Consider the following 24,796-nt stretch of genomic DNA (forward strand, 5'->3'; position numbering starts at 1 on the left):
GTCAAACACTCCTTGTTTCTTTTAATTTTTCTTCAAAGAATCGTTCAAACCGTTTGGCGAGGTAAGCGGAAATTGCCTGCTGGTCTCCTGACTGGAACAAGGCAATCCCCTCGTCGTTTTCAATAAACAGGGAACTGATGTAACTCAAGACTTCCAACACCGGACCGGAAACCTTCTCCGGTGCCAACAACAAGAGCAACGTATCGGCACGGATGTCCGACTGGTCCATGCCCTTCATCACAAACGGCTGTTTCAGGAAACAAACCGTAAAAGAGGGACGGACCACCTGTTGGCTCCGCGTGTGGAAAAGCGCCAGCTGTGTTCCGGGGATTCCCAGTCCCCCTTTTTCCTCCCGCTTTAACAAAGCTTCCACCACCGGCGCCACCCTTTGGATCACCCCTTCCTCCCGCAACCGCAAACAGGCGGCTTCCAAAGCTTCCGGGACAGAGCCGGCCTCTTCCGCAACAAAGCATTGGAATCCCCGGAGGATGGTGGCGATCCCTCCCGAATACTGATGGATCTTTTGCATGTTGGAGATGGTTTGTTCCAGCTTCGGGGAAGGAGCCGGATCCGGATTCCCGGGAGAAGTTTTGAAGCCCGTTCTCTTTTTGCGCAGCTTTTCCCGGATACGGGCCCGGATCTTTTCCACCTCATCGCGGGTCAAAATGGGACTGACCACCAGATAATCCCCTTGGAAATAAGGGAGTTGGATGGTGGAAATGATGAGGTCAAACGCCTCCGGATCCTCCTGATCGATTCCAAAAACCGACCGGTTGGTCAGGTTTTTGATCTCCGGAATCTCCTGCCGGATCCGGGTTTCCAGCATCTTGGACGTGCCGATCCCGCTGGAACAAATAATGAGCGCATGCAAATCCTGCTCTTGTTTGTTGAGCAATGCCGAACCGAAATGCATCACCAAGTACCCGATTTCTTCGTCCGGAACGGAAACATCCGGGAAGACGGCCGCCACCCCTTTTTTGACGACCGCAAACAAATCCCTGTAATCTTCCATGATTTTGGGCAACATGGGGTTGGTGATTTTCATGTTTCGCCGGATGCGGTAAAGGGCCGGTTTCAAATGGGAAATCAGCCCCTGAACCAACGACGTTTGATCCGACAACCGGCAATGCAGCTCTTCTTCCACAAACCGGATCAGCTTTTTGGTCCAAAGCAGAACGGGATAATCCTCTTCCTCGATCGTGTATTCCTGATCGTGTCTCAGCCGGGCCCCTTGCAGATGCATGGTGATATAGCCGACTTCCGCTTCGGGGATCGACAGGCGGAACACCGTTTCCAACCGGGCGATCAATTGCCGGGCGAACGCATACTCCGGTGCATTTTTTAACCGGTTCAGATGCACGGGATCCATTTCAATGTTTTCCCCCTGCATAATGCGTTCGATCGCCAGCGCCAAGTGGACGACCAATCCGATGTAGGCACTGTCCGCAAGAGAATAAGGCAGTTGTTTGCTGATTTCTTCGACCACTTTCTCCACCAGGATGAGCTTGCGCTTTTCAACCAGACCCAGCAATCTTCCGGAAAGGGATTCCGGTGTTTTTTTCGTCTTGTTTTGAATGTTTTCGCGGATCAGGGATAAGAACTGGACTTCATCAATATTTTCGGCAATCAGATTGCTCATGGCCCGCCGTTTGGCTGACTCGCTTCCGACAATTTCAACCCCGTACCCGCGTTTTCGAATCAACGACAAATCAAACTTCTCAAGCCCGCTTTCCAGCTTGGTCAGGTCATGGCTGACGGTTGCCATGGTGACGTCCAGTTCACTTGCCAGCGAAATCAGTTTCACCGGTTCTTTTGCTTCCAAAAGCGTGCATAAAATCAGGATCCTCCGTTCTTCCGGCGTATACTCCCGGCGGGATTGGCGGAACAGATCCCGTTTTAACGCCTCCTTTTGGCCGGCCGCACCGGACAGCTGAATGCCGACCCCCGGCTTTTTGACCAGTTCCAGGTCATACTTTTGAAGCAATTGTTCGATCCCTTTCAAATCCCGGTGGATGGTGCGGACACTGACATCCAGTTCTTCCGCCAGTTGCTTCGTGGTCAAATTTTCCGGCCGGGTGGATAGCAAACGTTTTAAAATCAACCTTTCCCTTGCAGTGATATACATCTTGTCCACTCCATTATAACGACGTCGCCCGGAAAGCTTCGGACAAACCGCGCTTTCCCGTTATTCTTTGGCCTTTTTCAATTCCTCCACGAGTTCATCGTATTTCGGGCTGCTCAAGAAGTTGTCCACGGAAATATGATGAGCATGGGGGATCTTGGCTTTGGCCCGGTCCGTCAGGTCTTTGTGTGTCACCACAATGTCGGCATCATCCGGCAGGTTGTTGATCGATGTGTTGGTCACAGACAGATCCAGACCGGCCTTTTGCACTTTGTTTCTCAAAATGGACGCCCCCATGGCGCTGGAACCCATTCCGGCATCACAGGCAAAAATAATTTTTTTCACTTTGTCGTACTCAACCGGTTCGGCTTTCGGCTCTTCGTCTGCCGGTTTTTCTTCTTTTTTCAAAAGCTCGGCCGCTCTGCCTTCTTTTCCTTTTAATTCACTGGTTTTTTCAACGGCTTTGTCCAAGTCTTCGCCGTTTTGTTTGGATGTTTTCAAAATCAAGGATGCGATGAGGAAAGAAACGAGCGTCGCGGCGATGACCCCCGCCAGGACACCGACATAATGCCCTTTCGGCGTCATGGCCATCAAGGTGAAAATACTTCCCGGTGACGGCACGGCGATCAATCCGGCATCCGTCATCAAGAAGGTGAAGACGCCGGTGGCTCCGCCGGCAATGGCCGCAACCAAAAGAAAGGGTTTCATCAAAATATAAGGGAAATAAATTTCATGAATTCCCCCGAAGAAATGAATGATTGCCGCACCCGGAGCGGATTGTCTGGCTGTTCCTTTGCCAAACAACATATAAGCAAGCAAAATGCCAAGTCCGGGACCCGGGTTGGTTTCCAACAAGAATAAGATGGATTTACCGGATTCGGTCACTTGTTCGATCCCGATCGGGCTTAAAATTCCATGGTTAATGGCGTTATTCAAAAACAAGACTTTTGCCGGTTCCACAAACAAACTGGCAAGCGGCAACAAATGCACATCGATGATGGCTTGAACCCCCGCTGCCAACGTGCTGTTCAACAACAGTACCACCGGACCGATGGCTTTATAACCGAGGATGGTTAAAATTCCGGCGATGATCCCGGCGGAAAAGTTGTTTACCAGCATTTCAAAGCCTTGTTTCACTTTTCCTTCGATCAATTGGTCCCACTTTTTGATGCAGTAACCGCCAAGCGGTCCCATCACCATCGCTCCCAAAAACATGGGAATGCCGGAACCGACGATGACACCCATGGTGGCTGTGGCTCCCACCACGCCTCCTCTCACGTCATAAATCATTTTTCCGGCGGTGTATCCGATTAATACCGGAAGCAGATATTGGATCATGGGGTCGACCAGTTTAGCCAAATCCCCATTCGGGAACCATCCCGAAGGAATAAATAAAGCCGTGATCAATCCCCAGGCAATGAAAGCACCGATATTAGGCATAATCATTCCGCTTAAAAAACTTCCGAAACGTTGTACCTTCATTTTGAATCCGTTATTTGCCTGACCCGATTCCGCCATGTTCTTCTCTCCTTTCTCTTATTGAAATATATATTTATATTTTGTGAACATCTGGTTACTTTTATCATAAGACGTCGGTCCAATCCGGTTCAATTTATAGAAAATCCTATTTTGTCCTTCTAATTGTTGACATTATTAAAATAAACAAACCCCTTTCCATAAAAAATGGAAAGGGGTTGACGGGTAAAGGGGGTTGGCTTAACGGTTATTGTTGGCTTTTTTTCAAGGCTTGATCCAGATCGGCAATAATATCATCCACCGACTCAATTCCGATGGACAAACGAACCAGATCCGGAGTCACTCCCGCGCTTCTTTGCGCTTCTTCCGTCAATTGTTGGTGTGTGGTGCTGGCCGGATGAATCACCAGGGACTTGGAATCGCCGACATTGGCCAAATGTGAAAAGAGCTCCAGGCTTTCAATGAACTTCTTGCCGGCTTCCAATCCGCCTTTGATGCCGAAAGTGAAAATCGCTCCTTGACCTTTCGGAAGATATTTTTGAGCCAATTCATAAGACCGGTGGTTCGGAAGCCCCGGGTGATTGACCCATTCAACCGACTCATGTTTTTCCAGATATTTGGCAACTTCCAGTGAATTTTCGCTGTGCCGTTCCATCCGCAGATGCAATGTTTCCAATCCTTGCAGCAACAAAAAGGCATTAAACGGGGAAATTGCCGCTCCGGTGTCACGCAAAAGTTGCACCCGCGCTTTGGTGATGTAAGCAAGCGGTCCGAGCGCTTCGCTATACACCACTCCGTGATAACTCGGATCCGGCTCCGTGAAATCCGGGAACTTGCCGTTGGTCCAGTCAAATTTTCCGGAATCCACAATGACTCCGCCGATGCTGTTTCCATGTCCCCCGATGAATTTGGTGGCCGAGTGAACGACAATGTCGGCCCCGTGCTCAAAAGGACGGCACAAATACGGGGAGGCAAAAGTATTGTCCACAATGAGCGGAATTCCGTGATCATGAGCCACTTTCGAAACGGCTTCAAAATCCAGCACATCCAATTGGGGATTTCCGATGGTTTCGGCAAAAATGGCTTTGGTCCGGTCGGTGATCGCTTTCCGGAAGTTTTCCGGATCCGATTGATCCACAAATTTCACGCTAATCCCTATTTTGGGAAGAGTATGGTAAAAGAGATTATAAGTTCCTCCATACAACGCGCTGGAAGCGACGATTTCATCTCCGGCTTTGGCAATGTTCAAAATGGCATAAGTGATGGCTGCCTGCCCGGAGCTGGTTGCCAACGCTCCGACTCCGCCTTCCAATTCCGCCACCCGTTTTTCAAAAACATCCTGGGTGGGATTCATGATGCGGGTATAAATATTTCCCGTTTCTTTCAGCGCGAACAAATTGGCGGCATGTTCCGTATTGTCAAACACATACGAGGTCGTTTGGTAAATCGGCACGGCTCTTGATTTCGTGACCGGGTCCGGCACCTGTCCTCCGTGTACGGCAATGGTTTCGCTTCGATAGTTCGTGGATTCACTCATTGGTCTTTTTCCCCCTTTTGTTGTAAAAAAGCCTCTTCTCTGATCCAGAGAAGAGGCTTGATCACTCATCGAAGTCTCTCCTATCTTCTAGAAATCCCAAAGGATTTCTACAGGAATTGGCACCTTCCGGATCTTCATCCGGGGTTGCCGGGCGTCATTGGGCCAGTCCCTCAGCCTCTCTGGATAAGAGCAAAATCTGATAAGAATAGTATTATTTTATTGAATTGACTCTATTATAATGACTGGAAAGGACCATCGTCAATGATTTTTCACAAAAAACTTATTGAAAAACCAGGGCGGTTGCCCTGGTCAGATATAAACCCGGTTCGAATGGGGATTCGAAGAGATTTAATAGGGAGTCCATCTGATCATTTATTCGGACGGACTTTCTAAATTATGGTCTTTTTGTACGAAAAAAGTTTTTTTGTCACGGATTATTCACTTTTAAGATCCTCTCTCTGCTTCCAAAAAACAACCTCCATTTTGGCAAAACGCCTCTTTTTGCGTTAAAACTTCCTTTCCTTGGGTACAGACCCTTCCGTCCCGATCCTCCTTACATATGTTATAGCGATTTGAAAATCACGGGAGGTGATTCCATGTCATCGCTCGAGCGCTTGTGCCGTCAATTTGCGCGGATTGTCAACGGCCAGCCAAGTACCATGAATGGGGTTTGTTTTATTCAAAGATTCCGAAACATCCCTGTCACCATTTTGGGGAAACGGTCCCGTTCTCCGCTGGTTCTTCCCACCTTCTTCAGTTTTGAGAGCCTTGACCGCCAAGGCCGCGCGCTCAATTTGGGAGAAACGGTGATTTTACAAAGAGAGATTAATCCGTTCATCTCCGAATTGCGCAAACGGGGAATTATTGTAACCGCTCTTCACAACCACTGGTTATTTGAAAACCCCCGTTTATTTTACATTCATTTTGAATCCGTCGAAAATCCGATCACTTTTGCCAGAAAAGTTGCCACCGCCTTGAGGGTATTGAAAAGATGAGGATTTTTTAAAAAACCACCCGGAAGCCGGGTGGTTTTTGCAAACTCCCGGTATAATAAACTTAATCTGAAGCAAGGGAGAACGTTGCATGGAAGAGATGTGGAGAAACATTTTGCTGGAACTCGGCATTTGGGCCATTCCTGTCAGCCTTTTGGTCAATACGCTCGTAAACCTGACCGGCTTTCTCCCTTCGGTCTTCATGACGGCAACAAACGTCTGGCTTTGGGGAGCCTGGTGGGGCGGGGTTCTGTCTTGGACCGCGGAAGTTTTGGGAGCCATGCTTGCCTTTGTGCTTTATCAGCGGGGGGTGCGTATTCTTCCCCAGAAATACCGAAACCGCTGGCATTGGCTGGAGTCCATCCACGCACAGCCGCAATGGCGGCAATGGACCCTGCTTGCCGCTGCCCGGTTGGTGCCCTGGATTCCGACGGGAGCCGTAAACCTTTTTGCCGTATGGGCGGGAACCCGCTTTTTCATCTTCTCAAGTTCCACCGCCTTGGGCAAAATTCCATCCATTGCCTTGGAAACCGGAGCCGGGTATGGTTTGATTCAACTTTTTTAAAACAAAGATAAATTTTTACAAACAGGCCCATTTGGTTTAAAATAAATCATGTACGAGAAAATAGTAAGTAACTTATGATCACAAGATGGAGGGATTTTTTATGGCAAAAGTGTTGATTTTGACCGGTGATGCCGTGGAAGCCCTGGAAATTTTCTATCCTTATTACCGGTTGCTGGAAGAAGGGCACGAAGTCACCATCGCGTCCCCGAATAAAAAGAAATTGCAAACGGTTTGCCATGATTTTGTGGACATGGAAACATTCACGGAAAAACTGGCATACGGCATTGACTCCCATGCATCATTTTCCGAAATCAATCCTGCCGATTATGACGGCTTGATCATTCCCGGGGGACGGGCTCCGGAATATATCCGCATGGAAAAAGAAATCCCTGCAATTGTCAGCCATTTCTTCGAAAACAACAAACCGGTGGGGGCCATTTGCCATGCCGCACTGGTGTTCAGCGTGATTCCGGAATCCGTAAAAAACCGTTCGATGACGGCATTCACCACTTGCAAGCCGGAAGTGGAAAGCGCAGGAGCAGAGTACGTCAACAAAGAGCTTCATGTGGACAACAACTTGGTATCGGCTCATGCTTGGCCGGATCTTCCCGGATTTATGCGGGAGTTTTTAAAGAAATTAAAATAATTTTGATCAAAAAAGGAGCCGGGAAAAAACCCGGCTCCTTTTTTAAAACAAAGCCAACTGGTTGCTTTCCGGAAGCCCCTTCAAACAACCCAGCCGCTCCAGCACTTCGATCACCGTGCTGGACAAACGGGCCCGCTTTTGCAAATCCTCGATCGACAAAAACTCTCCTTGCTCCCGGGCTTGGACAATGTTTTGCGCCGCACTCTCCCCGACTCCGGAAATCGAAGCAAACGGAGGGATCAGGCGTTTTTGATCATCCAACCAAAACTTGACGGCATCCGACTGGTACAAGTCCACGGGCGCAAATTCAATTCCCCGTGCATACATTTCCATCACCAATTCCAAGGTAGCTGCCATGGCTTTGTCTTTCGCCGATGCCTGGAAGCCCATCTCGTTGATCTCGTTCAGTTTCCGTTTGACCGCATCATATCCTTTTAAAACCAGCTCGATGTCAAATTCATTGACGCGGGTGCTGAACAATGCCGCATAAAAAGCTTCCGGATGATACACTTTAAACCACCCGATGCGAACCGCCGCCGTCACATAGGCCGCGGCGTGCGCACGCGGGAACATGTATTTGATCTTCCGGCAACATTCAATGTACCAATCCGGCACGCCATGCTCTTTCATCAAGGCTTCCTCTTCTTCGGAAACCCCTTTTCCTTTTCTCACTTTTTCCATGATCTTAAACGCCGCTTTGGACGGCAATCCCATGCGGATCAGATACAACATGATATCATCGCGGCAACAGATGGCCTCCGAAATGGTACAAACGCCGTCATTGATCAAATCCTGCACATTGCCCTGCCAGACGTCCGTCCCGTGCGACAGCCCGGACACACGCACCAATTCACTGAAACAACTGGGTTTGGCATCTTGCAAAATCCCACGCGCAAAATAGGTGCCAAATTCCGGAATTCCCAGCGTGCCGTGTTCAATTCCGTTAATGTCTTCGGGCCGGACACCAATGCTTTTGGTGCTGCGGAACAGTTCAATCACCTTGGGATCCCCGAGCGGAACCTTGGTGGGATCCACACCGGTCAGTTTATGCAACAGGCGTTGGATGGTGGGCCCCGTATGCCCGAGCAAATCCAGCTTCAAAATTTTCCCGGAGATGGCTTTGTAATCAAAGTGGGTCGTGATCACCCCGGATTTGGTGTCATCCGCCGGGTGCTGAATGGGCGTGAAATCATAGACTTCCCGTTCCTGCGGCACCACCATCAGCCCTCCGGGATGTTGCCCGGTGGACCTTTTCACCCCGACGCAACCTTGCGCCAGGCGCTCAATTTCGGCACGCCGCAAATTCAAATTATGTTGTTCCGCATACTTTTTCACATAACCAAACGCGGTCTTTTCTTTCACCGTGTTGATGCTTCCCGCACGATAAATGTACTCTTTCCCAAAAAGTTCCTCGGTGTACTGGTGCGAGCGCAATTGATATTCGCCGTCAAAGTTCAAATCGATATCGGGCGCTTTGTCCCCTTCAAAACCGAGGAACGTCTCAAATGGGATGTCATGCCCGTCTTTCCACAGCTCTTCCCCGCACCGGGGACATTTTTTGTCAGGCAGGTCAAACCCGCTTTCATAAGAACCGTCGGTAATAAACTCGCTGTACTTGCACTTTTTGCAACGGTAATGGGGAGGCAACGGATTCACTTCGGAAATATAGCTCAAACAGGCAACGACCGAAGAACCGACCGATCCCCGGGAACCGACCAGGTATCCGTCTTCCAGCGATTTGCTGACGATTTTTTGCGAAATCATGTACAGCACGCTGAAGCCGTGTTTGATAATGGAGTTCAATTCCCGTTCCAACCGGTTTTTCACGATTTCCGGCAACTCTTCCCCGTACCATTCGTGAGCCGTTTGGTAACAAATCCTTTTTAACTCTTCTTCGGCTCCTTCCAAATGGGGCGTGTACGTTTCATCCGGGAACGGCTTGACCACTTCAATCTGCTCCGCAATCGCCCGGGGATGATCCACCACCACTTCTTTGCATTTCTTCTCGCCCAAATATTGAAATTCCCGCAACATCTCGTCCGTCGTCCGAAAATGCGCTTTCGGCAAAGGCCCTTGCGGTTTCGCGCCGGTTTGGTTTGCGGCGATGATTTCGCGGAAGATGGCATCCTGTTCATCCAAATAATGGGCGTTGGAAGTGGCGACCACCGGTTTGCCCAACTTCTCACCAATCTCGACAATCAATTGATTCGCTTGCCGCAACCGCTCTTCATTTTCCACCAAGCCTTTTTCCACCAGATGCATGTTGTACTCCACCGGTTGGATTTCCAGGTAATCATAAAAACGCGCGATTTCTTCCACTTCGGAAGGCGACTTGTTTAACGCCGCTTCAAATAATTCTCCGCGTTCACAGCCCGACCCGACCAAAAGGCCGTTCCGGTGCTTGACGAGCTCGCTGCGGGGAATGCGCGGCACCCGGTAAAAATATTTTAAATGGGACATCGAGATAAGCTTGTACAGGTTTTTCATCCCTTCCTGGTTCTGCACAAGCAAAATGGCATGGAAAGGACGAACCCTTTTCAAATCCCGTTCCCCCCGGTTTTCATTCAACATGTGCAAATGGGTGATCTGCTTTTTCTCAACCGCAATTTGCAACATTTTCCACATCACATGGCCGGTGGCTTCCGCATCATAGATCGCCCGGTGGTGCTGTTCCAGTTTGATGCCGAGCTTATCCGACAGTGTGTTCAAGCGGTGGTTCCGCATCTCGGGGAATAACATCCGTGCCAGTTCCAGGGTGTCCAGCACCGGATTTTTCACCGGCTCCTTGCCGATTCGTTTCACCGCTTCCTGCAAAAATCCCATATCAAATCGCGCATTGTGCGCCACTAGCACGGTTCCTTCGATAAACTCCAGAAAATCCGCCACCACATCATCCACTTCCGGTGCGTCTTTCAACATGTCGTCGGTGATATGCGTCAGCTCGACAATGTGTTTGGACAACGGGCGGTGAGGGTTGGCAAAGGAGGAAAATTTGTCGATGATTTTTCCGTCTTTCATCTTGACCGCTGCCAGTTCGATAATGACATCGTGAACGGCGGACAACCCGGTGGTCTCCACGTCGAAGACGACATATGTACCCTCGAGTAAATCCATCTCGACTTCATTCATCACAATGGGAATGCCATCGTCGACGATATTGGCTTCCACTCCGTAAATCACTTTGATGTCATGTTCGCCGGCCGCTTTGTATGCTTCCGGATAGGCTTGCGCCACGGCATGGTCGGTAATCGCCACGGCGGGATGCCCCCATTCTGCCGCTCTTTGAATCATTTTCCCCGCACTGGCAATCCCATCCATTGCGGACATGGAGGTGTGCAAATGAAGCTCAACCCGTTTTTCTGCCGCCGTATCCCGGCGCACAAACGAATCGGGTTCGGTTTCTTCCAAGCTGTTCACCATCACGACCAGTTCACGGGAAAACGTGTCATATTGAACACTTCCGCGCACTTTTAACCAATCACCGTCTTGGATCATGGCCAAAACGGCGGCTTGTTCCTTGTCACGGGCAAACACTTTGCACGAAATGGAATTGGTAAAGTCGGTCAAATTGAAGGTTAACAACTTCCGACCGCTTTTTAACTCTTTCAACTCGCTTTTAAACACTTTGCCTTTGATGACCACATTCCGCTCTTCTTCGACAATGTCGTTGATTTTCACCGGTTCTCCCTTGATGCTGTAGCCCAATTTTTTGCTTACAACCGGTTCCTCCGGATGCTCGCTCTTTTCTTTCTGTTTCTTGGCCCGCTCTTTTTGTTCGGCCAACGCCTTTTGCATCAAGGTCTTTTCCTCTTGGATTCTCTGCTCGCGGAATTGTTCGGCGGCCTGCTCCGGTTCGGTTTCTTTTGCTGATAAAATGACGGGGAGTTTGGTTCCGGTGATGCGTTCGTAATACTTCATGATATAGCGGTCCGTTTCCCGTTGTTTAGCCATTTTCAAAACCGCCGGGTTGGGGAAGACGACAACAATCCGGTCCCCTTCCACCCGCCATTCAGCCTGTCCGAACCAAGTGGCGGCGGCGGGTGTGACCTGTTCTTGCAAACATTTTTGGATAAAATATTTATATTTTTGCAGAACGATTTCATGTTGCAAGCGGTCATAGGTGAAGTACATATTCACCCGGACCCACGGCTGAAAATGTTTTTTCACGCGCATCTGAAAATCCTGCCATAACTCCGCATCCATCGGCTCCACCAAATGAAGGTGAATATTCCATGTTCTGTCTTGGAGACGGACTTGCACTTCTTTAATCACACCATCCCGAAAGGCATGATTCAGCCATTCTTCCGGCAATTCGGCTTCATGGAACAGGTTAACCAGTGCTTGCCTCCCCTTCATTGCTAAAGACCTCCAAATACTTGGTTTCTCTTCCCGTACCACATCGGAATGATTCGAGTCATTTACTTATTGTATCGAACATATACAAAGAGAGAAAGAGGCGATTTTTGCAAGGCCGTTTTAAAAGGATAAAATCCGGCGGTCAGGCAGGAATCAAATCATTTTTCAAGAAATTTATATATGGAACATTTATATTTTTCGAAAAAATAAGGAGGATGAGGCCATGAGCGTCAAACTTTCCGGTTACAAAGCCCCCAACACGGAAGGCAGCCTGCTTCATTACAAACCCCGGTATGAAAACTTTATCGGCGGCGAGTGGGTGCCTCCGGTAAACGGCGAGTATTTTGACAATCTGTCTCCGGTCGACGGCAAGGTGTTTACCAAAGTTCCGCGTTCACAAAAAGAAGATATCGAACTGGCTTTGGACAAAGCGCACCAAGCCAAGGAAAAATGGGCCAACACCCCGCCTGCAAAGCGAAGCAAAATCCTCCTTAAAATTGCAGACCTGATTGAAGCCAACAAAGAAAAACTGGCACTTTCGGAAACATGGGACAACGGAAAACCCATCCGCGAAGCACTGGCGGCAGACATCCCGCTTGCCGTTGACCATTTCAGGTATTTCGCCGGTGTCATCCGCGGAGAAGAAGGCAGCGTTTCCGAAATTGACGCCAAAACGCTTTCGGTTCACATCAAGGAACCGATCGGTGTGGTCGGACAAATCATCCCTTGGAACTTCCCCTTGTTGATGGCCGCATGGAAACTGGCACCGGCACTGGCCGCAGGAAACTGTGTCGTACTGAAACCCGCTGAACAAACGCCCGTCACCGTCCTGTTATTTGCAGAGTTGATTCAAGATTTGCTTCCTCCCGGCGTCCTCAATATTGTAAACGGTTTCGGACCCGAGGCCGGCCAAGCGCTTGCCACCTCCCCGCGGATCGGAAAAATCGCTTTCACCGGCGAAACAACCACGGGCCGGTTGATTATGCAATATGCTTCTGAAAACATCATTCCGGTCACGCTGGAGTTGGGCGGAAAATCCCCCAATATTTTTACGGAAAGCGTCATGCGGCAAGATGACAGCTTCTTGGAAAAAGCCATCGAAGGATTTACCATGTTCGCGTTAAACCAGGGGGAAGTCTGCACCTGTCCGTCCCGTGCCCTGATCCAGGAATCGATCTATGAAGAATTCATGGATCGGGCCCTCGAGCGGGTGCGCAAAATCAAAATGGGGGATCCCTTGCATCCGGAAACGATGATGGGGGCACAGGCTTCATCGGATCAATTTCAAAAAATCCTGAGCTATCTCGAATTGGGGCGTGAAGAAGGGGCACAATGCCTGACCGGCGGAAAGCCGTATGACAACCCGAAATATCCGGACGGCTTTTATATTGAACCGACCGTCTTTGTCGGAAACAACAAAATGCGCATTTTCCAAGAAGAAATTTTCGGGCCGGTTGTTTCCGTCACCACATTTAAAGATGAACAGGAACTGTTGGAAATTGCCAATGACACGCTCTATGGCCTGGGAGCCGGATTGTGGACCCGAGACGTTCACCAAGCTTACCAGATCGCCCGGAAAATTGAAGCCGGCCGCGTGTGGGTGAACTGTTACCACGTCTACCCTGCACACGCTGCCTTCGGCGGATACAAACAATCCGGGATCGGGCGGGAAACCCACAAAATGATGTTGGAACACTACCAACAAACCAAAAACATGCTGATCTCCTACGATCAAAACCCCACCGGATTGTTTTAAGGTGACCGGAATGAAACAAGTGGAGCGGGTGTCTGTGACGGAAGAAGCCGCCAAAGTGATTGAGGCTTTGCGGAAAGAACATGGCGATTTAATGTTTCACCAAAGCGGCGGTTGTTGTGACGGATCTTCCCCGATGTGTTTCAAAGCGGGAACCTTCCGGGTCGGAGCCAACGATGTCTACCTCGGGGATGTGGCCGGTTGCCCTTTTTATATGTCCCGGGCCCAATATGAATACTGGAAACACACCCACCTGACCATCGATGTCACCAAAGGCCGCGGTGCGTCTTTCTCCCTGGAAATCCCGCTCGGGGTCCGGTTTATCATTTGTTCCCGTTTGTTTACCGAAGAAGAGCAAAAACAATTGGGACTCCTTTAAACGAAAACCCCCTGCATTAGCAGGGGGTTCACTCTGTCTCTTTATTTTTGAATAAATAATTGTGTCCAATAAGTGCCGTAATCTCCACCTTGAACATAACCGATTCCAATATGGGTAAAATCAGGATTCAAGATATTGGCCCGGTGTCCTTCACTGTTCATCCAGCCGTCCATCACTTCTTCCGCCGTTTTTTGTCCCGCCGCAATATTTTCTCCGGCCGCTTTAAAATCAATGCCTTGCTGTTTCATCATTTCAAAAGGAGAACCGTAGGTCGGGGATTGATGGTCAAAATAATGATGATCCCTCATGTCCTTGGATTTCATGTCCGCTGCTTTGGAAACCGCGGCATCCAGTTGCAACGGTTTCAAGCCGTGCTTTTCCCGTTCCTGATTCACCAAGGCCAAAACCTCTTTTTCAACGGGCAGAATCTCTGCATTTTGATCACCGGTTGCCGCTGCAGAAGACGGTTGCGTTTCCCGGACTGCCTCCTGTGGTTGCAACGTCTCCTTGGGATCGGCTTGATTTTGGTTTCCCAAAAACCCCCAACCGGTAACCGTGGACAACAGTGCCGTCAATCCGGCGAGAATCAATTGAAAACTCATAATGCAACCCCTTTCCCTTCAACTTGCTTCACAGTCTAACATAAATCCGAAGCATTGAAATTGTAGAATATTGGAAAGGAGGTTCATTTCCGCTTCATCAATGCATCAAACCGGTGCGAACTCAATTCTTGTTCAGGTGTGATGAGCATGTTCAGGCTGATGGGGTATTCCCGGTCCTGATGTTCCACTTGCACGGCGATGTGGGCATCTTGCACTTTCCACAATGCTATCCGGATGCTGACATACTGGTCACGCGGAAAATGAGGATCCCAAAATTCCCCATAAAAAAAAGGAGCTCCCCAATTGGCCGACAAAAAGCGCACAACAACGTCCAAACTCCTCAACATTTCCATGGTTAATTCGTTCATCCGGTCATCACCGGGATCCTTCAGGATCTCATCCATTTCCCGGTATGTATCAATATCCAGCCATACCGATTGAATGCGCCCTTCCTTTTTCTCCAACAGAATGCGGGGATATCCGTCCAAATGATTGCAAAAACACACACCTTCTTCCTTTTCCCACATCATGCGATAATCCAAGAGTTCGGCAAGTACTGAGAATGAATGAACCATTTGCTCCTTATCCCAATCAAATTGAATACTTGGCAAATAGGAAGCAATCATTTGTAACTGGCGATGATGTTGTTCATTTAACATGATCCGGCTTCACCCTGTTTTCTAGTGTTCAAAATTCAAGCACCTTTGTATTTTAATTCAAAAACAATCATACAAAGATTATAATTATTTTTATATTAATTGATCAAGTATGGATCTACTACCTTTCTTTTCATCAAATCATGATGCTTTCAACCGGATCCATCCCCGTCGCCTGACGGGGGAAAAATGTTAAAAAACCACAAGCATCCCGGGCAAATCACCGGGACACACAGGGGAAGGAGGGGAAAAAACGGGAGCGGATAAAAAAATAAGCAAATGCGAAACATTCAAATATTGAAATATTAAAAAGAAAAAATGACAGGTAAAAAATCGGAAATTATCCTTCCTGATTATTGGAAACCTGTTTTTCCGTTTCCGGCTTCCATCGCCGGAGACTTACGGTCAAAATTTTCGAATGTTTGCGGATACAGTCAAGCGGCAGGATTTTCCGGCCATACGACGTATAAAAAAGAGCAGGTCTTTGATTTATCACCTCTGGAGGTGGTACAACATGTCACGTCAATTTACCATCAAAGGATGGTTATATGAGCATATCACTTTGACGTGGAAAGAAGGAGAATTATTCAGCGACTGCCCCGAAGTTTTGGAAGTGATTAAAAAACGAATTGAGGAACTGGAAGAGTTAAAAGCATTTATCTTCTGTCCCGAAACCAAACGTTTTTTTACCGAAAACTACCTGAAAAAGCCTTACTCCGCTTATTTGGTGTTAAAACATGTATTGGAGGAAGTTTATGAACTTCCGGACAAAGAAGAGGTCCTGCGGTTGGAAGACCAACCTTCTTCATCCACTCCTCTTCTCAGTTCATAACATGAAAGATGTCCCGTGAAGAGCGGGGCATCTTTCATGTACCGGTCAAACCACGCAAAAAAAGCTCCGCTTTTTCAAGCGGAGCTTTTTTCACGGGCCGATTCACACTTTGGTGCTGAGGGTCGGACTCGAACCGACACGGTGGTACACCCACCGCAGGATTTTAAGTCCTGTGCGTCTGCCAATTCCGCCACCCCAGCATGCTTGGTGCCGAAGGTGGGAGTCGAACCCACACTCCATAAAGGAACACGATTTTGAGTCGTGCGCGTCTGCCAATTCCGCCACTTCGGCTTGAGGTGAAAAATCATTATTGAATCGACAAAAAATATCATATCAGCAATAAGAATAAATGTCAACGATTTTTTTAAAATAGGTAAAAACAAAGAACGGTCAAAAACCCGTCATCAGCTTTTATGGGAGCTTTTCATCTTGAAAAAAACTTTTTCCAATTTCTTGCGTGCCAAAGCAAGTTCACGGAGGACGGCTTCTTCCGTCATCCATTCGGATAATGTCCCGGACCAGCCGCAGGACGGACACACCATTTTTTCTTCGAGCGGCCCGGAATGTAACGTTTTAAACTGTTCCCGGCACTCCCGGCATTGCAAACGATGGCTGACTGGCAACGGATCCGGTAAATAGTCCCTCATAAAAAAAACTCCTTAATGAAACGTTTTTTGGAGACAATGAACGATGTTTGCTTTTTTCATATTAATCCTTCGAAAAACACTCAGGTTTTTCCTGCAACAATTTGCCAAGAATCATTTAAAAATCGTCTCTTGATGAGATATAATAAAATAGTTTCACAAAGGAATCGAAAACAACGCATGGATGAAATAGAACCGACACCGAATGGAAAGGATGACCAGGCATTGATACCGGCTGAACTCATGGCCAATTTTCCTCTTTGGGCATCTCTCACTGCCATTGTCTTGGCACAACTGTTAAAAGTCCCTTGGAATTTTTTTATCACGCATCATTGGGATTGGAACTGGATGGTCAGCTCCGGGGGCATGCCCAGCTCACACACCTCCGCTGTGACCGCACTGGCAACCTCCCTGGGAATCACGGAGGGATGGGATTCTTCCGCCTTTGCCATTGCAACCATCATCGGAATCATTGTGATGTACGATGCCACCGGTGTCCGCCGACAGGCCGGCATGCATGCCCAGGCTCTCAACCAGTTGGCTGACGACTTCGCTTTACTGTTGAAGGAACTCAGGAACATCAAAGAAAAGCCGACCTCGGAAACCCGGATCCGCTTGAAGGAAATCTTGGGCCACCAACCCATCGAAGTCTTTACCGGTGCCTGGTTGGGCATATTGGTTTCTGTCGCGATGTACTTTCTCTGGTATTAAGTGAAGCGGGACATTTAAACAATGCCCGCTTCAACATTTTCGAAGAAGCGCAATGCACTCAAAGGAGAGGATCAGGATGCGACTGGTTTCCATTTGTCCCAGCAATACGGAAATGCTTTATTTTCTGGGAGCGCACACATGGCTTGTCGGAATGGATGATTACTCGGACTGGCCCCCGTCCTGCCAACACCTTCCCCGCGTCGGTCCGGATTTAAATGTGGATATCGAAAAAATCAAAGCATTGAATCCGGATCTGGTGATCGCTTCCCTCAGTGTCCCGGGAATGGAGAAAAATATCGAAAGATTAAAACAAGAAAATCTCCCCTTTATCGTTTTGAACCCCAAAACCCTCCGGGATATTGCACAAGATTTGATCCGGCTCGGAGACGTCCTCGGCCTCCAAACCAAAGCGGAACAAACCTCCCGCCGGTTTACAGATCAAATCGAACGGCTCAAATCCCGGATTCCCAGCAAAGAAAAAAAGCCGCGCCTGTATTGGGAGTGGTGGCCAAAGCCGGTTTTCACCCCGGGCAGACGAAACTGGCTCACCGAGGTGAGTGAATTGGTCGGGGCCGTCAACATCTTTTCCGACATTGACAAAGAAAGCGTGCAGACGGATTGGGAAACCGTACGGGATAAAAAACCCGATTATGTTTTGGCCGTCTGGACCGGGGTTCCGCTGAAGCGGATCAAAAAAGAAATGATCCAATCCCGTCCGCCCTGGCAAGGAACGCCGCTTTCAAAGGAGCAAAATATTTTTCTGTTGGACGAAGGATGGTATTGCCGGCCCTCCCCCCGGATTTTGACCGGCCTTTACCATTTGGCGCACTTGTTATATCCGGAAACGTTTTCAACGCCGGATCCGGATCACCCTTTCCCCTTACAGGAGGAGTAAGGAACGGGGTTGCACTTTAATCCGGACCGGAGTCGTCCCCTTGACTTCCCCGTCAATATGGTAAGGAAAAGATTCCGGTCCCGGGATTTCAATTTGTTGTGCCCTCTCAAACCGGATGGCCGGGTGCCGGGTATGCCAACCGAAATAAGTTAATGGAAAAGCGCGAATAAACTGACCTTTGCTCAGATTTTGCACACAACACACATCCAAATATCCGTCTTGGGTGTCCGCCTGCGGACAAATCCGGATCCCTCCACCGTATTGGCGGATATTGGCCACGGACACCATCCAACATTTCTCCAGCCGATATTCTTTTCCGTCCATCTTCAGTGTCATGGACCGGGCTTTGTAAGAAAACAGGCATTTCATCGCTTCCATCCCGTATGAAAACGATCCGAACCACTTCTTTAAACCGGACCGGTTCACCCGATCCACCACACTGACATCAAATCCCACTCCTGTGGATCCGAACATGGGTTGTCCGTTCACGGTCGCCGTATCCACCAGTTCCGGTTGAAAATTCAAGATACGCGCCAGCGCTTTCTCCGGCCGGGAAGGGATGCCGTGGGCAAAAGCAAAATCATTTCCGGTTCCGGATGGAATAATCCCGAACGGAACCGCTCCGCCAATCAATCCGCTCCCGACCTCGTTCACCGTCCCGTCGCCGCCGATGGCAACCACCGCTTGCCACTTTTTTTGTTTTGCTTCGTCACGAATCTGAGAAGTCAATTTTTCGTTTTGCTTCGTATGCCAGACTTCGTAAGCAACAGACCGGGCCTTGAGATATGCTTCCGCTTTTTCCCAGAAAACTTTCCCTTTTCCTTTACCTGATTCCGGATTCACCACAAATAAAATCATGTTCTCACCTTCTGTCCGAATGCATGCTAAAAAAAACCCAGGGTGCATCCCTGGTATCTAGAACATCCGATATCCTTTTAAGCGCAACGTACGAATGGTAAAAATCCCGCCAAGGACTCCCAAAAAACCCGAAAAGAACAAGACGGCATTGACAATGGTAAAAATTTGCGTCACATCCCGCCCCACATACAAAACAACCCCGAAAAAAAGGGCGAGCGGCAACCAAGTGGTTTTTAAAATCATATTCAAAATAAAGCCCAATCCAAAAAATAAAACAAATAACAACGGAATGGAAATGATCAATTGGGCGAGCGTCACTTGAGTCATCGCCTCCAAATCGCAAAGTTCCCACTCATTTTACTGAATATCTTTCAGAAGGTCAACGATATAAAAAAACCCGCCAAACGCGGGTTCACTTCATTTTTTATCTTCTTTTCCGGTTCCGTGACAGGCATAACACTCTTCCGTACCGCCCAGCAAAAGCTCCAAATACCCTTTTCCGCTGCAATAATGGCAAGTATTTTCCGACAGTTCCGACAGAAATTTTTTCATGGAATCGCCCCCTGTGGTATCCGTTTCAGAAATGATATAATATTCTAATCAAAATGAAAAATTCCATTCAGGAGCGGGAAACGCGTTCACATTCCATGTAAGCGATACCATCGGAATCATGCCTTTTCTTTCGGAAAATTGCTTTATTCCATAACAAAAAACCCTTCTTAAACAAGAAGGGTTTTTTGTAAAAATCATAAATAATTACAGTTTTCCTTTGCGAAGAACCAAAGAAACGCCACCCAACAAGAAGAGCCAGCGAAGATCAATGATTTTCTTCATGAACGCAGCTGTTCCGCCGGTCAATTTTTTATTTCCGACCACACCGATGGCCTCTTTTCTTCCCAGAGAAGCAACGGTTCCTTTCGGTTGATATTTAAACGGTTGGTCAAATTGACCCCCGCGAACCACTTTGGCCAATTGTTTGCCGAGATATTGGCCTTGCTGTGTGGAGATTTGGGCCGTCGGCGGGTAAGGACGCTCATTTTCACTTTCTCCCGGGAACACGAGGGAGCTGTCTCCCACGATAAACACATTCTCATGGCCGGGAGCACGCAGATATTCATCCACTTTCACACGGCCGCGCATTGTTTCAATGCCGGATTCTTCAACCAGTTTATTCCCGCGCACACCACCGGTCCAAACCACGGTGGCCGATTTGATTTCACGTCCGCCTTTCAGGATGACACCGTCTTTGGTGCACTCTTCGATCGGTGTGTTGACAATGAATTCAACACCTTTATTTTCCAAATATTTCACTGCATAGTCCACCAGTTCTTTGTCAAATCCCGGCAAAACGGTCGGTGCCGCTTCCACATTCACGATACGGACTTTTTCAAGCGGAATGTCATAATCCCGGCACAGTTCGGGCATGCGATCCACCAATTCGCCCACGTACTCAATTCCGGTGAATCCGGCTCCCCCGACCACGATCGTGATCAATTCTTCTTTTTTCTCAATGGCATAACGCGAGAACATGTATTCCATGTGTTCGCGAATCATGCGCACGCTGTTGATATTGCGAATAAAGAACGCATTTTCCAATAAACCTTTAATACCAAACGTTTCCGGTGCGCTTCCCAATCCAACCACCAAGTAGTCATATTGGATCGGGTCATTGTTTTCCAACAAAACCGTTTTTTCGCCCAACTTCATTCCGGTCACCCGGTCTTGGATAAAACGGATCCGGTTGGTGTCAATGACCGACGGGATCGAAACACGTGCGTGATCATGATGGGAAGTTCCTGCCGCCGGCTCATGCAATTTCGTCGTGATATAGTGGTAACTGTTTTGGTTGACCAGGGTAATTTCTGCTTCGTTCGCATTCAGATTTTTGGCCAATCCTTTGGCTGTCATCAGTCCGCCATACCCTGCTCCAAGGATCACGATTTTCGGTATACTCATCACAAATCACATCCATCTAAAGTATTATTTAGTATGATTGATTTCTCACAATCTGAAAAGGTTCGAACGCTTCGTGATCATTGAATCATGCCATTGACTATGATATTATTTTCACGAACTTTTAGCAAGAGCTTTTGTTCACATTTTCTCCACTTCATTTCAGTCTATCCGGCAAAAACGAATTGGTAAATTTTTTAAAGCTATGGATTCGATCATCACATCGTGTTATATGATTATTATATAATTTTCTCCATTTTCGCAATAATATTTTGGAGGTGCGCTTGTGACAACACAACAAGTTGAACAAAACATAACCGATATCATCGTGATCGGCGGAGGGCCAACCGGTCTCTTTGCTGCTTTTTACGCCGGAATGCGCCAAGCTTCCGTCAAGGTCATCGAAAGCCTGCCGCAATTGGGAGGCCAATTGTCTGCACTCTATCCGGAAAAATATATTTATGACATCGCCGGTTTTCCCAAAGTCACCGCCCAAAACCTGGTGGATAATCTGATTGAGCAAGCCGACCTTTTTCATCCCACCTATTGTTTGGATGAAAAGGTTTTACAAGTTCATAAAAAAGAAGAACGGTTATTTGAGGTTGTCACCCAAAAACAAGTGCATTTGGGTCGTTCCGTGATTATCACCGCAGGATGCGGAGCTTTTGAACCACGCAAATTGAAACTGCCGGAAGCCGAAAAATTTGAAAACACCCACATTCATTACTTTGTCAAAGACAAACGGCAGTTTGAAGGAAAAGATGTACTGATTGCCGGCGGGGGAGATTCCGCGGTGGATTGGGCTTTGATGTTGGAACCGGTCGCAAAAAGTGTGACCTTGATCCATCGCCGGGACAAATTCCGCGCTCATGAACACAGTGTCGAAAAAATGATGAATTCCGGCATCAGGGTGTTAACCCCGCGGGAAATTACCGCGATCGAAGGAGACACCCACATCGAAAAAGTGACGATTTCTGATAAAAAAAGCGGGGTTTCCGAGGAATTGAAAGTGGATGAAGTGATTGTCAGCTTTGGATTTGTCTCTTCCTTGGGGCCGATTCAAGAGTGGGGGCTTCATATCGAAAAAGGAGCCATCCTCGTCAATTCCAAAATGGAAACCAACATCCCCGGCATTTACGCCGCCGGCGATATTGCCACCTATGAAGGAAAAGTCAAACTGATCACCGTCGGTTTCGGGGAGGCTCCCATCGCCGTCAACCATGCCAAACAATACATCGATCCGGATGCCCGCGTTCAGCCTCAACACAGCTCCAATTTAAAATTGGACCGCTAAATGGTTGCATGATCCCTCCTTTGATTTGAAACGATAAAGATAAAATCAAAGGAGGGATTTTTTTGGGTACTCATTATGCTTGTCCCGTATGTAACGGGTTTTCCGCCCTCGAAGATCATCGTTGCCCCGGATGCGGGCATGTTTTGGAAGACAACGGTCGGTTGACCGATCTGTTCAGTGACTACAGCCCGTATCGTGAGATTGATGATCTGAAAATGACCGACGGGCTGACTGATCTGAAAACCCGTCAATGTCCCCATGCACTCACCTGTCCCGCTTGCGGGCATTCCAAAGTAATGATGGTGGATGAAATCCCGATATCCTGAAAAAAACCCATCTCACATGGAGACGGGTTTTTTTCAGCAATTCTCGTCGGGCCGGCCGGATTCCGTTGCCGTCCGGAATGAAGAGCCGCAACCGCAAGTCACCGTTGCATTCGGATTATCAATACTGAATCCGCCGCCCATGACGGTTTCTTTGTAATCAATCACCGTTCCCTTCAGCAACGGTTGGCTTCGTTGGTCGATCAAAATCCGGACACCGAACTGGTCCAGTTCCAGGTCATTTTCTTTCTTTTCTTCATCAAATCCCATACTATATGAAAAACCGCTGCATCCGCCGTATTCCACGCCGACGCGCAGATAGAGATTTTCCGGATGCTCTTGCTCGCTCAACATATCTTTCACTTTTAAAGCGGCTTGTTCCGTCAATTTAATCACGGGGCATTCCCTCCTTCTCTTACAGTATACAAGGGAATCTTCCCCTGATACAACCAATGAGCTCAGATCGCTTCCATCATCGCCTGTTTGGATCGTTTTTTCGTTCTTTGCATCCGAAGCGGATAGATGATTTCATCTTCCCTTTGGTGAAGAATCGTTTCCTGTTCCCACAAATTATGCAGTTCATCTAGCTCCCGGCTCAGTTCATAAACGGCCGGATGATTCAAACCGAAACGATCCGCCGCTTCTTCCATGCGTTTTCTTGCTTTTTCCAACTGATCTTTTAACGCCGGACCCCCACTCATCTCATGACCTCCTCTTCCCTATCTTGACCCATCTCTCACAAAACAAGGCACATTTGTTCGAAATCTGCCAGTTATTTTCAGTATACAATGACAAAACCGAAAAGAAAAGCTGCATTTTTTACAAATTATTCAATTAAATATATTATTTAGACACATCTTCTTGTTATCTCCATCCTTTCCAAACTTTTTGAGCCATCATGTAAAAAATTGTAAACCCCTTCCCTCCCGGGAAATTGACAAAATCCGGGCGGCCGGAAGATGCCTTCCCGCTTGTTTTCCAATGATTATCCTTTGTGGTAGAATAATATAAGTTCGATTGGTTATTTAGACATTCGAAATAATTTCAGATATCATTGGTTGTTTGTTTGATCAGTAATGAGAGGAGGAACCCTCCATGTCGTTAACCACCACGGTTTCAGACCGCAATTTGGATACGATTGTGGAGAAGGTGAAACACGGGGAACGCCTTACATTGGAAGACGGGCTCACCTTATACGAATCGCCGGACCTGCTCACCATCGGTCAATTGGCCAATGAAGTAAACAGGAGAAAGAACGGGGATCGTGTTTACTTTATCCAAAATATGTACTTAAACCCGACAAACGTTTGTGAAGCCAGATGTGCATTCTGCGCTTTCCGGCGGGATCCCGGGGAAGAAGGGGCTTACACCATGTCGCCCGAGGAATTGCTGGAACATGTCGGCGAGCGGTACACGGAAGGAATCCGGGAATTCCACATTGTCGGCGGACATAACCACACGGTGCCGTTTGACTATTATCTTGAAACGGTGGCCATCTTGAAAAAACACTATCCGCATGTGACCATCAAAGCTTACACGGCGGCCGAAGTGGAATTTTTCTCCCGCTTGTCAGGGCGTTCGGTCGAAACGGTCTTGAAAGAACTGATGGACGCCGGCGTCAGCTCCCTGACCGGCGGCGGTGCGGAAATCCTGACCGAGCGTTACCGCTTAAAAATGAGCCCTGACAAAGCAAGCACCGACGACTGGTTGAACGTCCACCGCACCGCGCACAAGCTGGGAATGAAAACACACAGCACCATGCTGTACGGATCGATTGAAACCAAGGAAGAACGGTTGATTCACATGATCCGCCTGCGTGAATTGCAAGACGAAACAAACGGCTTTTTGGTATTTATTCCCCTGGCGGTGCAACCCAAAAGCGTCAATGCTTCCATCAAACGCCGCACTTCGGCGATGGACGATCTGAAAACCATTGCCATCAGCCGGCTGATGCTGGATAATTTCCCGCATATCAAGGCGTATTTTATTAATATTGGAACACAGCTGGCCCAATTGGCCACACAATTTGGTTCTTCCGATCTGCACGGAACCCTGGTTCAGGAACGAATCAGCCATGCCGCAGGCGCTTTGACGCAACAAGCATTGACCAAAGACGAACTGATCTGGCTGATCAAAGGCGCCAACCGCACACCGGTCGAACGGGACACGTTCTACAACGAAATTGCGGTTTACTAAAAAAGC

24 protein-coding genes, 2 tRNA genes and 1 riboswitch are annotated in these 24,796 nt (G+C 48.2%); of the genes, 11 read left to right on the forward strand and 15 right to left on the reverse strand.

Translation table 11 applies throughout. The annotated features are described in order from the left end of the window. Position 1 precedes the first annotated feature (1 nt). The 3 genes from H1R82_RS00360 to H1R82_RS00370 all read right to left on the reverse strand — a co-directional run bounded on the left by H1R82_RS00360 (position 2) and on the right by H1R82_RS00370 (position 5,135). Complete coding sequence (locus H1R82_RS00360) at positions 2-2,125, reverse strand: BglG family transcription antiterminator (RefSeq protein WP_181732668.1); 2,124 nt, start codon at positions 2,123-2,125, stop codon at positions 2-4. Positions 2,126-2,185: 60 nt separating this feature from the next. Then, positions 2,186-3,640, reverse strand: coding sequence for a PTS mannitol transporter subunit IIBC (locus H1R82_RS00365; protein WP_181732667.1), 1,455 nt, complete (start codon positions 3,638-3,640; stop codon positions 2,186-2,188). A 205-nt stretch (positions 3,641-3,845) separates the two neighbouring features. Further along, on the reverse strand, positions 3,846-5,135 hold the full coding sequence (locus tag H1R82_RS00370; protein ID WP_181732666.1) for a homocysteine synthase: 1,290 nt from the start codon (positions 5,133-5,135) through the stop codon (positions 3,846-3,848). Positions 5,136-5,212: 77 nt separating this feature from the next. Then, positions 5,213-5,325: riboswitch (SAM riboswitch) on the reverse strand. Between the two features lie 406 nt (positions 5,326-5,731). Here H1R82_RS00370 and H1R82_RS00375 point away from each other — a divergent pair. The 3 genes from H1R82_RS00375 (at position 5,732) to H1R82_RS00385 (ending at position 7,338) form a co-directional block, all read left to right on the forward strand. Further along, positions 5,732-6,130, forward strand: coding sequence for a DUF1259 domain-containing protein (locus tag H1R82_RS00375; protein WP_181732665.1), 399 nt, complete (start codon positions 5,732-5,734; stop codon positions 6,128-6,130). 88 nt (positions 6,131-6,218) lie between these two features. Further along, positions 6,219-6,692 (forward strand): TVP38/TMEM64 family protein, encoded by a 474-nt coding sequence (locus H1R82_RS00380; protein WP_181732664.1) that lies wholly within the window; start codon positions 6,219-6,221, stop codon positions 6,690-6,692. A gap of 100 nt (positions 6,693-6,792) precedes the next feature. Continuing rightward, positions 6,793-7,338 (forward strand): DJ-1/PfpI family protein, encoded by a 546-nt coding sequence (locus H1R82_RS00385; RefSeq protein WP_181732663.1) that lies wholly within the window; start codon positions 6,793-6,795, stop codon positions 7,336-7,338. 42 nt (positions 7,339-7,380) lie between these two features. Here H1R82_RS00385 and H1R82_RS00390 read toward each other — a convergent pair whose 3' ends face one another. After that, entirely contained in the window at positions 7,381-11,694 is a 4,314-nt protein-coding gene (locus tag H1R82_RS00390) for a PolC-type DNA polymerase III (RefSeq protein WP_181732662.1), read from the reverse strand. A 223-nt stretch (positions 11,695-11,917) separates the two neighbouring features. Between H1R82_RS00390 and exaC the strand changes: the two genes are divergently transcribed. Together exaC and H1R82_RS00400 are read left to right on the forward strand one after the other, a co-directional pair. Beyond that, positions 11,918-13,450, forward strand: coding sequence for an acetaldehyde dehydrogenase ExaC (exaC, locus tag H1R82_RS00395; RefSeq protein WP_181732661.1), 1,533 nt, complete (start codon positions 11,918-11,920; stop codon positions 13,448-13,450). A gap of 10 nt (positions 13,451-13,460) precedes the next feature. Then, positions 13,461-13,826, forward strand: a complete 366-nt coding sequence (locus tag H1R82_RS00400; RefSeq protein WP_181732660.1) for a DUF779 domain-containing protein — start codon at positions 13,461-13,463, stop codon at positions 13,824-13,826. A 41-nt stretch (positions 13,827-13,867) separates the two neighbouring features. Here the strand turns inward: H1R82_RS00400 and H1R82_RS00405 are convergent, their stop codons facing one another. Together H1R82_RS00405 and H1R82_RS00410 are read right to left on the reverse strand one after the other, a co-directional pair. Further along, entirely contained in the window at positions 13,868-14,428 is a 561-nt protein-coding gene (locus H1R82_RS00405) for a CAP domain-containing protein (RefSeq protein ID WP_181732659.1), read from the reverse strand. A gap of 83 nt (positions 14,429-14,511) precedes the next feature. Beyond that, positions 14,512-15,087 (reverse strand): hypothetical protein, encoded by a 576-nt coding sequence (locus H1R82_RS00410; RefSeq protein WP_181732658.1) that lies wholly within the window; start codon positions 15,085-15,087, stop codon positions 14,512-14,514. A 511-nt stretch (positions 15,088-15,598) separates the two neighbouring features. Between H1R82_RS00410 and H1R82_RS00415 the strand changes: the two genes are divergently transcribed. After that, on the forward strand, positions 15,599-15,916 hold the full coding sequence (locus H1R82_RS00415; RefSeq protein ID WP_181732657.1) for a hypothetical protein: 318 nt from the start codon (positions 15,599-15,601) through the stop codon (positions 15,914-15,916). Between the two features lie 110 nt (positions 15,917-16,026). Here the strand turns inward: H1R82_RS00415 and H1R82_RS00420 are convergent. From H1R82_RS00420 to H1R82_RS00430, 3 genes are all read right to left on the reverse strand, one after another. Next, positions 16,027-16,116: transfer RNA gene (locus H1R82_RS00420), tRNA-Leu, on the reverse strand. A 5-nt stretch (positions 16,117-16,121) separates the two neighbouring features. After that, a tRNA-Leu gene (locus tag H1R82_RS00425) sits at positions 16,122-16,207 on the reverse strand. Positions 16,208-16,320: 113 nt separating this feature from the next. Further along, positions 16,321-16,563: a hypothetical protein gene (locus H1R82_RS00430; RefSeq protein ID WP_181732656.1), complete on the reverse strand. Its 243-nt coding sequence runs from the start codon at positions 16,561-16,563 to the stop codon at positions 16,321-16,323. A 177-nt stretch (positions 16,564-16,740) separates the two neighbouring features. Here H1R82_RS00430 and H1R82_RS00435 point away from each other — a divergent pair, with 177 nt between their 5' ends. Together H1R82_RS00435 and H1R82_RS00440 are read left to right on the forward strand one after the other, a co-directional pair. Further along, the gene (locus tag H1R82_RS00435) at positions 16,741-17,271 is read left to right on the forward strand and encodes a divergent PAP2 family protein (protein WP_181732655.1); all 531 of its coding nucleotides are present in this window, start codon (positions 16,741-16,743) and stop codon (positions 17,269-17,271) included. Between the two features lie 76 nt (positions 17,272-17,347). After that, positions 17,348-18,166: a cobalamin-binding protein gene (locus tag H1R82_RS00440; protein ID WP_181732654.1), complete on the forward strand. Its 819-nt coding sequence runs from the start codon at positions 17,348-17,350 to the stop codon at positions 18,164-18,166. Here H1R82_RS00440 and H1R82_RS00445 read toward each other — a convergent pair. From H1R82_RS00445 to H1R82_RS00460, 4 genes are all read right to left on the reverse strand, one after another. Next, positions 18,152-19,024 (reverse strand): diacylglycerol/lipid kinase family protein, encoded by an 873-nt coding sequence (locus tag H1R82_RS00445; protein WP_181732653.1) that lies wholly within the window; start codon positions 19,022-19,024, stop codon positions 18,152-18,154. The genes H1R82_RS00440 and H1R82_RS00445 overlap by 15 nt on opposite strands. A 57-nt stretch (positions 19,025-19,081) precedes the next feature. Next, the gene (locus H1R82_RS00450; protein WP_082240761.1) at positions 19,082-19,351 is read right to left on the reverse strand and encodes a YuiB family protein; all 270 of its coding nucleotides are present in this window, start codon (positions 19,349-19,351) and stop codon (positions 19,082-19,084) included. Positions 19,352-19,441: 90 nt separating this feature from the next. Continuing rightward, on the reverse strand, positions 19,442-19,576 hold the full coding sequence (locus H1R82_RS00455) for a YuiA family protein (RefSeq protein ID WP_181732652.1): 135 nt from the start codon (positions 19,574-19,576) through the stop codon (positions 19,442-19,444). Between the two features lie 204 nt (positions 19,577-19,780). Continuing rightward, positions 19,781-20,980 (reverse strand): NAD(P)/FAD-dependent oxidoreductase, encoded by a 1,200-nt coding sequence (locus H1R82_RS00460; protein ID WP_181732651.1) that lies wholly within the window; start codon positions 20,978-20,980, stop codon positions 19,781-19,783. Positions 20,981-21,263: 283 nt separating this feature from the next. Between H1R82_RS00460 and H1R82_RS00465 the strand changes: the two genes are divergently transcribed. Both H1R82_RS00465 and H1R82_RS00470 read left to right on the forward strand, forming a co-directional pair. Continuing rightward, positions 21,264-22,271, forward strand: a complete 1,008-nt coding sequence (locus H1R82_RS00465; RefSeq protein WP_181732650.1) for an NAD(P)/FAD-dependent oxidoreductase — start codon at positions 21,264-21,266, stop codon at positions 22,269-22,271. 62 nt (positions 22,272-22,333) lie between these two features. Continuing rightward, a complete protein-coding gene (locus H1R82_RS00470) occupies positions 22,334-22,597 on the forward strand; it encodes a TFIIB-type zinc ribbon-containing protein (protein ID WP_181732649.1) in 264 nt (87 codons plus the stop codon). Between the two features lie 33 nt (positions 22,598-22,630). Here the strand turns inward: H1R82_RS00470 and H1R82_RS00475 are convergent, their stop codons facing one another. Continuing rightward, positions 22,631-22,990: a HesB/IscA family protein gene (locus H1R82_RS00475; RefSeq protein WP_181732648.1), complete on the reverse strand. Its 360-nt coding sequence runs from the start codon at positions 22,988-22,990 to the stop codon at positions 22,631-22,633. A gap of 62 nt (positions 22,991-23,052) precedes the next feature. Continuing rightward, on the reverse strand, positions 23,053-23,295 hold the full coding sequence (locus H1R82_RS00480; protein WP_181732647.1) for an aspartyl-phosphate phosphatase Spo0E family protein: 243 nt from the start codon (positions 23,293-23,295) through the stop codon (positions 23,053-23,055). A 394-nt stretch (positions 23,296-23,689) separates the two neighbouring features. Between H1R82_RS00480 and mqnE the strand changes: the two genes are divergently transcribed. Further along, the gene (gene mqnE / locus H1R82_RS00485; protein ID WP_181732646.1) at positions 23,690-24,790 is read left to right on the forward strand and encodes an aminofutalosine synthase MqnE; all 1,101 of its coding nucleotides are present in this window, start codon (positions 23,690-23,692) and stop codon (positions 24,788-24,790) included. The last annotated feature ends 6 nt before the right edge of the window (positions 24,791-24,796 follow it).

It is taken from the genome of Thermoactinomyces intermedius (genome assembly GCF_013912365.1).
In the GTDB taxonomy this organism is placed as follows: Bacteria; Bacillota; Bacilli; order Thermoactinomycetales; family Thermoactinomycetaceae; genus Thermoactinomyces; species Thermoactinomyces intermedius.

Coding starts and splice junctions, on each gene's coding strand:
- exaC (WP_181732661.1), top strand. CDS start 11,918: ATGAGCGTCAAACTTTCCGGTTACAAAGCCCCCAACACGGAAGGCAGC.
- H1R82_RS00365 (WP_181732667.1), bottom strand. CDS start 3,640: ATGGCGGAATCGGGTCAGGCAAATAACGGATTCAAAATGAAGGTACAA.
- H1R82_RS00460 (WP_181732651.1), bottom strand. CDS start 20,980: ATGAGTATACCGAAAATCGTGATCCTTGGAGCAGGGTATGGCGGACTG.
- H1R82_RS00450 (WP_082240761.1), bottom strand. CDS start 19,351: ATGACTCAAGTGACGCTCGCCCAATTGATCATTTCCATTCCGTTGTTA.
- H1R82_RS00370 (WP_181732666.1), bottom strand. CDS start 5,135: ATGAGTGAATCCACGAACTATCGAAGCGAAACCATTGCCGTACACGGA.
- H1R82_RS00360 (WP_181732668.1), bottom strand. CDS start 2,125: ATGTATATCACTGCAAGGGAAAGGTTGATTTTAAAACGTTTGCTATCC.
- H1R82_RS00430 (WP_181732656.1), bottom strand. CDS start 16,563: ATGAGGGACTATTTACCGGATCCGTTGCCAGTCAGCCATCGTTTGCAA.
- mqnE (WP_181732646.1), top strand. CDS start 23,690: ATGTCGTTAACCACCACGGTTTCAGACCGCAATTTGGATACGATTGTG.
- H1R82_RS00455 (WP_181732652.1), bottom strand. CDS start 19,576: ATGAAAAAATTTCTGTCGGAACTGTCGGAAAATACTTGCCATTATTGC.
- H1R82_RS00385 (WP_181732663.1), top strand. CDS start 6,793: ATGGCAAAAGTGTTGATTTTGACCGGTGATGCCGTGGAAGCCCTGGAA.
- H1R82_RS00400 (WP_181732660.1), top strand. CDS start 13,461: ATGAAACAAGTGGAGCGGGTGTCTGTGACGGAAGAAGCCGCCAAAGTG.
- H1R82_RS00410 (WP_181732658.1), bottom strand. CDS start 15,087: ATGTTAAATGAACAACATCATCGCCAGTTACAAATGATTGCTTCCTAT.
- H1R82_RS00380 (WP_181732664.1), top strand. CDS start 6,219: ATGGAAGAGATGTGGAGAAACATTTTGCTGGAACTCGGCATTTGGGCC.
- H1R82_RS00440 (WP_181732654.1), top strand. CDS start 17,348: ATGCGACTGGTTTCCATTTGTCCCAGCAATACGGAAATGCTTTATTTT.
- H1R82_RS00480 (WP_181732647.1), bottom strand. CDS start 23,295: ATGAGTGGGGGTCCGGCGTTAAAAGATCAGTTGGAAAAAGCAAGAAAA.
- H1R82_RS00435 (WP_181732655.1), top strand. CDS start 16,741: ATGGATGAAATAGAACCGACACCGAATGGAAAGGATGACCAGGCATTG.
- H1R82_RS00390 (WP_181732662.1), bottom strand. CDS start 11,694: ATGAAGGGGAGGCAAGCACTGGTTAACCTGTTCCATGAAGCCGAATTG.
- H1R82_RS00445 (WP_181732653.1), bottom strand. CDS start 19,024: ATGATTTTATTTGTGGTGAATCCGGAATCAGGTAAAGGAAAAGGGAAA.
- H1R82_RS00375 (WP_181732665.1), top strand. CDS start 5,732: ATGTCATCGCTCGAGCGCTTGTGCCGTCAATTTGCGCGGATTGTCAAC.
- H1R82_RS00415 (WP_181732657.1), top strand. CDS start 15,599: ATGTCACGTCAATTTACCATCAAAGGATGGTTATATGAGCATATCACT.
- H1R82_RS00405 (WP_181732659.1), bottom strand. CDS start 14,428: ATGAGTTTTCAATTGATTCTCGCCGGATTGACGGCACTGTTGTCCACG.